12 protein-coding genes are annotated in these 12135 nt (G+C 71.2%); 8 read left to right on the top strand and 4 right to left on the bottom strand.

Annotated elements, in window-relative coordinates:
• Positions 1-2: 2 nt before the first annotated feature.
• Positions 3-2168: an RNA polymerase recycling motor ATPase HelR gene (gene helR / locus D3105_RS10820; RefSeq protein WP_118902688.1), complete on the bottom strand. Its 2166-nt coding sequence runs from the start codon at positions 2166-2168 to the stop codon at positions 3-5.
• Between the two features lie 266 nt (positions 2169-2434).
• Here helR and D3105_RS10810 point away from each other — a divergent pair, with 266 nt between their 5' ends.
• Complete coding sequence (locus tag D3105_RS10810) at positions 2435-2986, top strand: TetR/AcrR family transcriptional regulator (protein ID WP_118902682.1); 552 nt, start codon at positions 2435-2437, stop codon at positions 2984-2986.
• Positions 2983-4527 carry an MFS transporter gene (locus tag D3105_RS10805; RefSeq protein ID WP_118902680.1) on the top strand — a complete coding sequence of 515 codons (1545 nt, stop codon included), beginning with the start codon at positions 2983-2985 and terminating at the stop codon, positions 4525-4527. The genes D3105_RS10810 and D3105_RS10805 overlap by 4 nt, the downstream gene beginning before the upstream one ends.
• Positions 4528-4596: 69 nt before the next feature.
• On the opposite strand, the gene D3105_RS10800 is transcribed toward D3105_RS10805, so the two are convergent.
• The gene (locus tag D3105_RS10800; protein ID WP_006123280.1) at positions 4597-5268 is read right to left on the bottom strand and encodes a lysophospholipid acyltransferase family protein; all 672 of its coding nucleotides are present in this window, start codon (positions 5266-5268) and stop codon (positions 4597-4599) included.
• A 263-nt stretch (positions 5269-5531) separates the two neighbouring features.
• Here D3105_RS10800 and D3105_RS10795 point away from each other — a divergent pair, with 263 nt between their 5' ends.
• The 3 genes from D3105_RS10795 to D3105_RS10785 all read left to right on the top strand — a co-directional run bounded on the left by D3105_RS10795 (position 5532) and on the right by D3105_RS10785 (position 7935).
• Complete coding sequence (locus tag D3105_RS10795) at positions 5532-6692, top strand: glycerophosphodiester phosphodiesterase (protein ID WP_118902676.1); 1161 nt, start codon at positions 5532-5534, stop codon at positions 6690-6692.
• A 147-nt stretch (positions 6693-6839) separates the two neighbouring features.
• Positions 6840-7385: a sigma-70 family RNA polymerase sigma factor gene (locus D3105_RS10790; protein ID WP_118902672.1), complete on the top strand. Its 546-nt coding sequence runs from the start codon at positions 6840-6842 to the stop codon at positions 7383-7385.
• Between the two features lie 46 nt (positions 7386-7431).
• The gene (locus D3105_RS10785; protein ID WP_118902669.1) at positions 7432-7935 is read left to right on the top strand and encodes a GNAT family N-acetyltransferase; all 504 of its coding nucleotides are present in this window, start codon (positions 7432-7434) and stop codon (positions 7933-7935) included.
• Between the two features lie 37 nt (positions 7936-7972).
• Here the strand turns inward: D3105_RS10785 and D3105_RS10780 are convergent, their stop codons facing one another.
• Both D3105_RS10780 and D3105_RS10775 read right to left on the bottom strand, forming a co-directional pair.
• A complete protein-coding gene (locus D3105_RS10780; RefSeq protein ID WP_118902666.1) occupies positions 7973-8428 on the bottom strand; it encodes a hypothetical protein in 456 nt (151 codons plus the stop codon).
• Between the two features lies 1 nt (position 8429).
• Complete coding sequence (locus D3105_RS10775) at positions 8430-8789, bottom strand: hypothetical protein (protein ID WP_003970287.1); 360 nt, start codon at positions 8787-8789, stop codon at positions 8430-8432.
• Positions 8790-9393: 604 nt separating this feature from the next.
• On the opposite strand from D3105_RS10775, the gene D3105_RS10770 reads away from it, so the two are divergent.
• The 3 genes from D3105_RS10770 to D3105_RS10760 all read left to right on the top strand — a co-directional run bounded on the left by D3105_RS10770 (position 9394) and on the right by D3105_RS10760 (position 12086).
• Positions 9394-10473 (top strand): methionine ABC transporter ATP-binding protein, encoded by a 1080-nt coding sequence (locus D3105_RS10770; RefSeq protein ID WP_118902664.1) that lies wholly within the window; start codon positions 9394-9396, stop codon positions 10471-10473.
• Positions 10470-11141, top strand: a complete 672-nt coding sequence (locus tag D3105_RS10765) for a methionine ABC transporter permease (RefSeq protein WP_030799984.1) — start codon at positions 10470-10472, stop codon at positions 11139-11141. The genes D3105_RS10770 and D3105_RS10765 overlap by 4 nt, the downstream gene beginning before the upstream one ends.
• A gap of 78 nt (positions 11142-11219) precedes the next feature.
• A complete protein-coding gene (locus tag D3105_RS10760) occupies positions 11220-12086 on the top strand; it encodes a MetQ/NlpA family ABC transporter substrate-binding protein (RefSeq protein ID WP_118902661.1) in 867 nt (288 codons plus the stop codon).
• Positions 12087-12135: the final 49 nt, after the last annotated feature.

The following is a 12135-nucleotide window of genomic DNA, read 5'->3' as shown; positions in this document are numbered from 1 at the left end:
CCTCAGGGACTCGTGAGGATCACGAGTTCCCGGGTCGCCCGGGTCATCGCCACATAGCGGTCCACCGCCCCCCGGACGCCGGCGCCGAACGTTTCCGGGTCGACGAGCACGACCAGGTCGAACTCCAGGCCCTTCGACAGCTCCGGGGTCAGCGACCGCACCCGGGCCGTCGCCCGGAAGTCCGGGGCGCCGATGACACAGGCGGTCCCGTCCTCGTGCGCGGCGAGCCAGTCGGCGACGACGGTGTCCAGGTCGTCGACGCAGCCGTGGGCGACCGGGATGCCGCTGCTGCGAACGGAGACCGGCACATTGGCGTCCGGGAGCGCGTCCCGGACCACCGGTGCCGCCTCCGCCATGATCTCCTCCGGCGTGCGGTAGTTGACGGTCAGCGAGGCCAGGGTGATCCGGTCGAGACCGACCCGCTCAAGACGCTCCCGCCACGTCTCGGGGAACCCGTTCCGGGCCTGCGCCCGGTCCCCGACGACCGTGAAGCTCCGGGACGGGCAGCGCCGGATCAGCATCTGCCACTGGGCGTCGGTCAGTTCCTGGGCCTCGTCCACGACGATGTGCGCGAACGGCCCGGCCAGCAGGTCCGGTTCCACCCCGCTCGGCCGGTCGGCGGTGGCCAGGGACTCCCGCAGGTCCTCCCCGCGCAGCATCACGAGCGCCCCCTCGCCGTCCGTGTCCGCGTCGGCCAGCGTCTCGTCGGCGAGCAGGCTCTCGACGACCCGGTCCATCTGCTCCCGCTCGGCGGCGGCCGCCGCCTCGTGGCGGCGCCGGCGCCGGGACGCCTCCGGATCGCCGAGCCGCAGCCGTGCCGCGTCCAGGATCGGCAGGTCGGACTCCGTCCAGGCCTGCGCGTTTGACCGCCGCAGCCGCCGGACCTCCTCGGCGGTCAGCCAGGGGGCGCACTTGCGCAGATAGGCGGGTACGGACCAGAGGTCGGCGACCAGGTCGGCCGGCTCGATCAGCGGCCAGGCGCGGTCGAAGAGGGCGAAGAGCTCCCGGTTCTGCCGCAGCGAGGCGCGCAGTTGCTCCGCCGGGGCGTCGCCGTCGTGCTTGTCCACCAGGATCGTGAGCAGCTCCTCCCAGACCTGGTCGCGCGCCTCGTTGTGCGGCGTGCCCGGATCCGGCGCCCCGAACGCCGAGGCCCAGTCGGCGGCGCTCAGCCAGATGTCCGACCAGTGCGTCTCCACCCGTACGCCCTCGGAGGGCGGCTCCTCGTAGAACCGGACGGCCGGCTCGACCGCCTGCACCAGCTCCGCCGACGCCTTCAGCCGGGCCACCTCCGGATCGCTCTCGGGCCCCGCCGCCGCACCCTCGGCGACCAGGTCCCGCAGGGTGCACGTCTGCACCCCCTCCTCCCCGAGGCTCGGCAGGACATCGGCGACGTACCCGAGATAGGGCTCGTTGGGCCCGACGAACAGCACGCCCCCGCGACGGTGGCCCAGGCGCGGATCGGCGTACAGCAGATACGCGGACCGGTGCAGCGCGACGACGGTCTTCCCCGTGCCGGGCCCGCCGTCGACGACGAGCGCGCCCCGGGAACCCGCCCGGATGACGGCGTCCTGGTCGGCCTGGATGGTGCCCAGCACATCGCGCATCCGGGATGACCGGGTGGAGCCCAGACTGGCGATGAACGCGGACCGGTCGTCCAGCGCGGCATGCCCGGCCAGTCCCTCCGGGGCGAACACCTCGTCCCAGTAGTCGCCGACCCGGCCGCCGGTCCACCGGTAGCGGCGGCGGCTCACCAGGCCCATCGGGTCGCCGTGAGTGGCCCCGAAGAACGGCTCGGCGGCGGGGGAGCGCCAGTCGACCAGCAGCCGGCGGCCCGTGCTGTCGGTCAGGCCGAGCCGCCCCACGTACAGCGGCCCGGAGCCGTCCGCGGGGACCATGCGCCCGAGGCACAGGTCGAGCCCGAACCGGCGCAGGGTGCGCAGCCGGGCGGTCAGCCGGTGGATCTCCACGTCCCGGTCCATCGCGGCCCGGCTCGCCCCGCCGGGCGCCCGGCGCTCGGCCGCGAGCCGGTCGGTCAGCTCGGCGATCGACTGCTCCAGGCAGCGGGCGATGGCCGCGAAGTGCTGTTCGTCGTCGGCGATCAACGCCGGGTCGGCCTTGGGGGAGAGCCGGTCGGGGAGGTCGAACGCGCTGGTGGTCAGAGGTGTCACGTCGTCAGTTCCGATCTGCGGTGCTTACGGGGGCGGCGCCCCCGTCCCGGCTACGGCGGACGATTCTGCGGCATTCGGGGGGCCTTGCGGCAAGACCCCCCATGCGCTATAAGTTGAGAGTGGCCAGGAGAGGTTCTTCCTCCGGCCGCTTTTTTGTTTCCGCCTGCCGGGTCCGTTCCCCGGCCCCTCGCTGCCCCGCTGCCCCGCTGTGAGTCCGCACACTCTTCGGTGAGACGAAATTGTCTCACATGGGTTATGGTCGTCTCATGACATTCGACCGTGAGCAGGTGCTGCGCAGCGCCGCCGCCCTGCTGACCCGTAAATCGACCGCCACCATGGACGAGGTCGCCAAGGCGGCGGGTATCGGCCGGGCCACCCTCCACCGCCACTTCGCCGGGCGCGACGCCCTGGTGAAGGCGCTGGAGAACCTCGGCCTCCAGGAGTTCGAGGCGGCCCTGGACGCCGCCCGGCTCGACGAGGGCACCTCGGAGGAGGGGCTGCGCCGTCTCATCGCGGCCGTCGAGCCCAGCGCCGGGCTGATGTCCTTCCTCGTCAACGAGAACCAGCTCTTCGAGGGTGACGAGGTCAACGAGGGCTGGAGCCGGGCCGACGCCCGGGTCTCCGCCTACTTCCGCCGCGGCCAGGAACGCGGCGAGCTCCGTATCGACCTCACCCCCGCCTGGCTGACCGAGGCCCTCTACGGCCTCGTCGGCACCGGAGCCTGGTCCATCCAGGCGGGCCGGGTCGCCGCACAGGATTTCCAGTACATGATCGTCGAGCTGCTGCTCGGCGGAGCACGCCGGAGCGTGGAGCAATGATCAGCACCGAGAAGAACCCGGACACCACGGACGCGGTACGCCGTCCTGGGCGGTGGATCGCGCTCGCCGTCCTCGTCCTCGCCGTGCTGCTGGTGGCCGTGGACGCCACCGTCCTCGGTCTCGCCACCCCGTTCCTCAGCGAGGACCTGGAGCCCACCGGGACCCAGCTGCTCTGGATCGGTGACGTCTACTCCTTCGTCATCGCCGGCCTGCTCGTCTCGATGGGCAGCCTCGGCGACCGCATCGGCCGCAAGAAGCTGCTGCTGATCGGCGCCGTGGCGTTCGGCGCGGTCTCCGTGCTCAACGCGTACGCGACCACGCCCGAGATGATGATCGTGGCCCGGGCGCTCCTCGGTGTCGCGGGCGCCACTCTGATGCCGTCCACGCTCGCCCTGATCCGCAACCTCTTCCACGACCCGCGTGAGCGCAGCCTCGCCATCGGGATCTGGGGCGCCATGGCCTCGGCGGGCGCGGCGGTCGGCCCGGTCGTCGGCGGATTCCTGCTGGAGCACTTCTGGTGGGGCTCGGTCTTCCTCATCAACCTGCCCGTGATGGCCGTCCTCGTGGTCGTCGGCATCAAGCTGATCCCCGAGTCCAAGAACCCGGCCCCCGGCCCGTGGGACATGCTCAGCGTCGGGCTCTCCCTGGTCGGCATGATCGGTGTCGTGTACGCCATCAAGGAGACGGCCTCGCACGGAGTGGGCTGGGACTCGGCGGTGGCCGCCGTCGTCGGCGTCGCCGCGCTGATCTGGTTCGTCCGCAGGCAACTGCGGCTGCCCGCACCCCTGCTGGACATGCGTCTCTTCCACCACCGGGGCTTCTCCGGCGCGGTCCTCGCCGACCTGCTGACCATCCTCGGCCTGTCGGGCCTGGTCTTCTTCCTCTCCCAGTTCCTGCAACTGGTGCAGGGCCGCGGACCGCTGGAGGCCGGGCTCGCCGAACTGCCCGCCGCGATCGGCGCGGTGACCGCCGGTCTGCTGGCCGGATTCGCCGCCCGCCGCTTCTCGGTCCGCTCCGTCGTCTCGGGCGGCCTGGCCGCGGTCGGTCTCGCCCTGGGCAGTGTGACCCTGCTCGACCAGCACACCGACTATCCGCTGCTCGGCGCCATGCTGCTGGTCGTCGGCGTCGGCGCGGGCTTCTCCTTCACCGTCACCGCCGACGTGATCCTCTCCAGTGTCCCGACGGAGCAGGCGGGCTCCGCGTCCGCCGTCTCCGAGACCGCGTACGAGCTCGGGGCCGCCCTCGGGATCGCCCTGCTCGGCTCCATCGTCACCGGTGTCTACCGGGGCTTTCCGACCCCGGCCGGCGTCCCCGCCGACGTCGAGGCGGCCGCCCACGAGTCGCTGGGCGGGGCGGTCGAATCGGCCGCGGCGCTGCCCGCCGCCCAGGCGGGGCCGCTGGTCTCGGCGGCCCAGGAGGCGTTCGTCGACGGACTCCGGTCGGCCGCGGGCGTCGGCGCGGCGGTCCTGCTGGCGGCCGCCGTCGCCGCCTGGTTCCTGCTGCGGGGCCAGAAGCTGGAGGACGGCATCGAGCACCCGTAGGGCGCATGACGAAGGGCCCGCACCCCGGAGTGGGGTGCGGGCCCTTCGTCGTCCACGCGGCCTACCGGATCAGGCCGCCTTCGCCTTCGTCGCGTACATGTCCACGTACTCCTGGCCGGACAGCCGCATCACCTCGGCCATCACCGAGTCCGTCACCGCCCGCAGCACATAGCGGTCGCGGTCCATGCCCTCGTACCGGGAGAACTCCATCGGCTCGCCGAAGCGCACCGTGACCTTGCCCGGCCGGGGGAGACCCGCGCCGCCCGGCTGCAGCTTGTCCGTCCCGATCATCGCGAACGGGATCACCGGCGCGCCCGTCATCAGCGTCAGCCGCGCGATGCCCGTACGGCCCCGGTAGAGCCGGCCGTCGGGGGAGCGGGTGCCCTCGGGGTAGATCGCGAAGGCCTGCCCCTCCTCCAGCACCCGGCGGCCCGTCATCAGCGCCGCGACGCCGCCCCGGCCACCGTCCCGGTCCACCGGGATCATGCCGCAGCCGGTGAAGAACCAGGCCATCAGCCGGCCCTTGAGCCCCTTGCCCGTGACGTACTCGTCCTTGCCGATGTAGAACACCGGCCGGTCGACGCAGATCGGCATGACCATCGAGTCGATGAACGTCAGGTGGTTGCCCGCGAGGATCACCGGCCCGGTCCCGGGAATGTTCTCGGCGCCCTCCACCTGGGGGCGGAACATCAGGCGCAGAATCGGTCCGAGCACTGCCTTGATGACCGTGAGACGGGACAACGGTTCCTCCGGTGTCGTGGCCGGGCCGGCCGCGAGGGAGCGGGTCCCACGGGCGGTGGCCGGTGCCGACGGATGATGGTCGGTGCAGGTGAGGACGATACTCGCGGGTATGCGCTGATCGCACATCGGGTTCACGGAGCGGATACGCGGTGTTGACATGTGTTTCCGCCACGTTGGCCGAAGGTCCGTCCTCGGTTACGTCTCCCAGCCTACGATCGGGCCTCGCTCGACCGGTCCCGGACATCACCAAGCGAGGAGCATTCATGACGGAGCGTGCGCGGAAGACCCCCGGCCGGCGGACCCTTCTGGGCGCCGCGGTCCTCGGCACCGCGGCCCTCGGCCTGCCCGCCGCCGCCCAGGCCGCCGAGCGGGGCCGTGGCCACGGCACAGGCGGCCACGGGTCGCTGCGCGATCTGCCCGTACCCACGGTGATCGGCCACCGCGGGGCCAGTGGCTACCGCCCCGAGCACACCCTCGGCTCCTACCAGCTGGCCCTCGACATGGGCGCGCACATCGTCGAGCAGGACCTCGTGCCGACCAAGGACGGCCATCTCGTCTGCCGTCACGAGAACGACATCACCGGCACCACCGACGTCGCCGACCATCCCGAGTTCGCGGGCCGCAGGACGACCAAGAGCATCGACGGCGTCTCCTACACCGGCTGGTTCACCGAGGACTTCACCCTCGCCGAGCTCAAGACCCTGCGGGCCAAGGAGCGCATCCCGGGCAACCGTCCGGACAACACCCTCTACAACGGCCGGTGGACGGTCCCCACCTTCGAGGAGGTCCTGCGCTGGGCCGAGAAGGAGGGCCGCAAGCGCGGTGCGCCCGTCTGGCTGTACGTCGAGACCAAGCACCCCACCTACTTCCGGAAGCTCGGCCTCGGCCTGGAGGAGCCCCTCGCCCGGCTGCTGCGCCGGTACGGCCGGGACCGCAGGAACTCCCCGCTCATCCTCCAGTCCTTCGAGCCCGGCTCGGTCCAGCGCCTCGCACGGCTTGTCGACACCCCGCGCATCGTCCTGCTGTCCGGCCCCAAGGAGCGCCCCTGGGACTTCGTCGAGTCGGGGGACCCGCGCACGGTCGCCGATCTGGTGAAGCCCGCCGGGCTGAAGTGGATGGCCTCCTTCGCCCAGGGCATCGGCCCCACCCTCGACCTGGTCATCCCCAAGGATGCCTCGGGGCGACTGACCACCCCGACCACCCTGGTGCGGGACGCGCACGCCAAGGGCCTGCTGCTCCACCCGTACACGCTGCGCAACGAGAACAGCTTCCTGCCCGCCGACTTCCGGCGCGGCACCGACCCCAACGCCTACGGGGACGTGTTCGGCGCCTGCGCGGCCTACTTCGCCACCGGCATCGACGGCATCTTCGCCGACCACCCGGACACGGCGCTGCTCGCCGCGGCGGACCACGCGGGACGCTGACGCGGCGGCGCGCCTCCCTTACGGGCTGCTTCGCCCGGGGGCTCGTACGCGAGGCGCGCCGTCAGCCGTACGCCCCCGCATGCCCCGGTCGGGTGGTGCGGAGCGGCCGGAGCAACCGGCCGCCCCCACCGGCACGTCCGCCGGGGCATGACGCTTCTCGATCATGACCTCGACCCCGGCCCCGCCACCGCCCTCGTCGTCCGCGCCCTGCAACCCCTGGTGCGCGCGGAGGCGAGGGCCGAGGCCCCGGCCGCCGGGGTCGACCCCGCCGACCTCGAACAGAGCGTCTGGGTGCGGCTGCTGGAGCGCCCGGCCGCCGCCGGACCGCCCGCCGACGCCGCCCGCTGGGTCCGCGACACCGTACGGGCCGAGGCCCGCCGGGGCCGCCGCACGGTCCGGCGCGAACGCCCGTACGCCGGAACGGAACCCGTCGCCGGGCCGGCCGACTGCCCGGAACGCGCCGCGCTCGGGGCCGCCGAACGCCGGGCGTTGCGCTCCGCGATGGCCCGGCTGCCCGGACGCTGCCCCAGGCTGCTGGAGGCGTTACTCGACCCCGGCGACCCGACCTACCGGGAAATCGCAGGGGAGTTGGGTATGTCACAGGGGAGTTTGGGTCCGATCCGTTCCCGTTGCCTTGGATGTCTGCGCAGAATGCTGGCTGCGGAGGTTGTCGCCCCATCCGTGCGGGGATAGGGAGCGGTAGGCAACCGGCGGACAGGTGAGCGGGAGGCGTGCACACATGGGCATGAGCGTGACCATCTCGGCGGCGACGGCACAGGACGTCGAGCAGATCTTCAGACTTCAGTACCTCTGCTTCCAGCGCGAGGCCGAGCTGTACGACAACTACCGGATCGACCCGCTCGTCCAGACCCTTGACTCACTGCGCGCCGAAGTCGCCGACGACCTGGTGTTCGTGGCCCGGCTCGGGGACGAAGTCGTCGGCGCGGTCCGAGGATTCACCGACCCCGACGGCACGGGCCTGATCGGCAAGCTCTGCGTCCACCCCCGGCTACAGGGCCACGGCCTCGGCGCCCGGCTGCTGCTGGCCGCCGAGTCCGCCCTGACCGCCGAGCGGGCGGCGACCCGCTTCCGGCTGCACAGCGGCCACCGCAGCGAGAGCAATCTGCGGCTCTACCGGAAGGCCGGATACGCCCAGGTGGGGGCCGTCACCGGAGCCGACGGCGTACAGATGGTCCTGCTGGAGAAGGACGCCGCCGACCGGGACTTCGTGGCCAGCGCCTGACCGGAACGCCGCGCGAGGTCGGGCGGAACGGGGCCGGTTACAGCGGCAGGCCTCGGACCGCCACCGTCTTCGCGCGGCGCAGCCAGATCATCCCGGTGACCGGCAGGATCACCGGGATGAAGAGGTAGCCCATCCCGAAGTCCGACCACACCGTCGCGTCCGGGAACGCGGCAGGCTCGGCCAGCGTCCACGCGCCGACGACCAGCACGCCCAGCAGCTCCGCCGCGCAGCACACCAGCGCCGCCCTCCGGGCCTTCTCCCCGCCACGCACCAGCGAGTACGTGATGAAGCCGTACACAACGGCCGCGACGGCCGAGAGCACGTACGCCAGCGGCGCCCGGTCGAAGTCCATGATCATCTGAACGATCGAGCGCGAGGCCGCCGCGACCGTGAACACCCCGTAGAACCAGACCAGAACCCTGCCCGGTCCGGTGCCCAGCTCGAAGGCCGGCTTCGGGGCCGTGGCCACCTCGGGGCGGTCGGCGTCGCTCACGTCAGTTTCCCCAGATGTCATAGAGCCGGACTTCCAGAACCGCCAGCACGACCGCGCCCGCCGCCACCGTGACCGAGCCCCAGCGGGTCCGCTCGGTCAACGACAGGAATCCGGCCGCGGGCACCGCCGCGAACGAGCCGATCAGATAGGCGATGAACACCGCCATGCCCTGCTCCGGCCGCTCCCCGCGCGCCAGCTGTACGACGCCCACCACCAACTGGGCCAGCGCCAGCACGGAGACGACCGCCATCCCGATGAAATGCCAGTCCTTCGTCGGCTGGTCCCGGTAGGCGGCGTGTCCGCACCAGGCGGCGAGGGCGAGCGCGGTCACGGCGACCGCGACCGTCAGGGCGTCAAGCATGAGTCGAGGGTATTACGGACGGAACGCCCGCCCGCGTGCGGCCCCGGCCACCGCGCGGGCGGCTGCCGCCCCGGCGGCGCGAGGGTGGCCTTGAACACAACCGGCGGTCGAGGTTCCGCTCCCCGAGGGGGTGGGTGCCACCGGATACACCCCCGAATCATGCCCGTCATCGCAGGTCACAGGGCTTATGTGCAGAGCCGGGCGGTCGAATCGGAAGGTGAGCTTCCGGCCATCCAGGACTGTCCGCTATGCGGACAACCGGGATCACGGCGACCTCACGTCTGTTTTACTGGGGCCCATGACCACGACGAGCAGCCGCACCCTTGCGACCGAGGCGATCAGCACGCCCGGTGCTCGTTGTATGTGTCGAATGCGCGCCTTCTGAGGGCCCCCGCCTGAGCCTCGCGCCCCGAAGCGAGACCGAGCCTGTGCCGTTCGCAGTCCACGGAACGAGCCTGCCCACGCATGCGCTGACCCCCGGCCGATCGCCGCCCGAAGCCGTGCCGAGACGTACCCCGGCCCACAGCCCGAAACAGTCTCCTCGACGAATGCCCCGTGCCCGGCGGACACCGCGCCGCGCACTCGACAGTGACGGAAACCCCCTGTGATCACCACGACGGGCCTCACGAAGGTCTACCAGTCGCGCGACCGTGAGGTCACCGCACTCGACGGCGTCGACCTGCACGTCCGCGAAGGCGAGGTGTACGGCGTCATCGGACAGAGCGGCGCCGGCAAGTCCTCCCTCATCCGCTGCGTCAACCTCCTGGAACGCCCCACCTCCGGCACCGTGACGGTGGCCGGCCAGGATCTCACCGCCCTCGCCGGCCGCGGTCGGCGGGCGAGCGCCGAGCTGCGCCGGGCGCGCACCCGCATCGGCATGGTCTTCCAGCACTTCAATCTGCTGGACTCCCGCACCGTCCTGGACAACATCGAACTCCCGCTGGAAATCCTCGGCGTCTCCGGCCAGGCGCGCACCCGCAAGGCCAAGGAGCTGCTCGACCTGGTCGGCCTCGCCGACAAGGCGAAGTCCTACCCCGGACAGCTCTCCGGCGGCCAGAAGCAGCGCGTGGGCATAGCCCGCGCCCTCGCGGGCGACCCCCAGGTGCTGCTCTCCGACGAGGCGACCTCCGCGCTCGACCCCGAGACCACCCGCTCCATCCTCCAGCTGCTGCGCGACCTCAACCAGCAGCTCGGCCTCACCGTCCTGCTCATCACCCACGAGATGGACGTCGTCAAGACCATCTGCGACTCCGCGGCGCTCATGCAGCGCGGCAGGATCGTCGAGTCCGGGACCGTCGGCGAACTCCTCGCCACCCCCGGCTCCGAACTGGCCCAGGAGCTGTTCCCGGTCGGCGGCACCGCATCCGGCCCGGACCGCACGGTCGTCGACGTCACCTTCCAGGGGGAGTCGGCCTCCCAGCCGGTCATCTCCCAGCTCTCGCGGACGTACAACATCGACATCTCGATCCTCGGCGCCGCGATGGACACCGTCGGCGGCAAGCAGATCGGCCGGATGCGCATCGAACTGCCCGGCCGGTTCGAGGAGAACGTCGTCCCCATCGGCTTCCTGCGCGAACAGGGCCTCCAGGCCGAGGTCGTCGACGGCGAGAGCGCCGCGACCGCCGCGACCCCCCTCGTACCGGAGCAGACGCCCGCCGCGATCACCAAGGAGGTCGTCAAGTGACCTGGTCCGAAATGCAGCCCCTGCTGACCCAGGGCACCTACGACACCCTCTACATGGTGCTGTGGTCCGCCCTGGTCACCGTTGTCGGCGGACTGCCGCTCGGTGTTCTGCTGGTCCTCACCGACAAGGGCGGACTGCTCCAGAACACCGTGGTGAACAAGGTCATCGGCGTGATCGTGAACATCGGCCGCTCGCTGCCGTTCATCATCCTGCTGATCGCCCTGATCCCCTTCACCACCTGGGTCGTCGGCACCTTCATCGGCCCCACCGCGATGATCGTGCCGCTCGCCGTCGGCGCCATCCCGTTCTTCGCCCGGCTCGTCGAGACGGCGATCCGGGAGGTCGACCACGGGCTCGTCGAAGCGGTCCAGTCGATGGGCGGCTCCATCCCCACGATCGTCCGCAAGGTGCTCCTCCCGCAGGCCCTGCCCTCGCTCGTCTCGGGCGTCACCACCACCCTCATCGTGCTCATCGGCTACTCCGCGATGGCCGGCGCGGTCGGCGGCGAAGGGCTCGGCTCCAAGGCCGTCACCTACGGATTCCAGCGCTTCGACAACCAGTTCATGCTGATCACCGTCGCGCTGCTGATCGTCATCGTCACCGTGATCCAGCTGATCGGCGACCTCACCGTCCGGCTGCTGGCCCGCCGCGGCCGCACCGCTTCCTGAGGCACCCCAGAACTTTCCGTCCCCACCGAGCCCGAACTCCTTGTCCGGGCGCACCACCACAAGAAAGAGGCACTTTTCGTGCGCAAGAACATCAAGATCACCGCGGCTGCCGCCGCCACCGCCGCCCTCGCCTTCGGCCTCAGCGCCTGCGGTACGTCCTCCGACCCGGCGTCCAAGAGCGAGACCGGCGCGAACGCCGACACCTCCAAGGCCCTCGTCGTCGCCGCGTCCCCGACGCCGCACGCCGACATCCTGAACTTCGTCGAGAAGAACCTGGCGGACAAGGAGGGCCTCAAGCTGGAGGTCAAGGAGTTCACGGACTACGTCCTGCCGAACACCGCCACCCAGAACGGCCAGGTCGACGCCAACTTCTTCCAGCACAAGCCCTACCTGGACGACTTCAACGCCAAGCAGAAGACCACCATCGTGCCGGTGGTCAATGTCCACCTGGAGCCGCTCGGCCTCTACTCCAACAAGGTCAAGGACCTCAAGGACATCAAGGCCGGGCAGACCATAGCCGTCCCCAATGACACCACCAACGGCGGCCGCGCCCTCCAGCTGCTCGCCGAGAACGGCCTCATCACCCTCAAGGACGGCGTCGGCACCAGCGCCAAGCTGAGCGACATCACCGACAAGAAGGGCCTGGAGTTCAAGGAGTTGGAGGCCGCCACCGTGCCCCGCGCCCTGAACGACGTGGACGCCGCCGTCATCAACGGCAACTACGCCATCGAGGCCAAGCTCGAGCCCGGCAAGGACTCCATCGCCCTGGAGAAGGCCGAGGGCAACCCGTACGCCAACTTCCTGGCCGTCAAGGAGGGCAACGAGAAGGACCCGCGCGTCGAGAAGCTCGCCAAGCTCCTCAACTCCGACGAGGTCAAGAAGTTCATCGAGGACACCTACCAGGGCTCGATCGTCCCGGCCTTCGGCGCCCCCGCCAAGTCCTGACCCCCGCCCGGCACTTGCCGACGGAGCCCCGCACCTCCGGGGCGGGGGG

Source organism: Streptomyces globisporus (assembly GCF_003501885.1).
Lineage (GTDB): Bacteria > Actinomycetota > Actinomycetes > Streptomycetales > Streptomycetaceae > Streptomyces > Streptomyces globisporus_D.
This window is presented reverse-complemented; position numbering and strand designations above follow the sequence as displayed.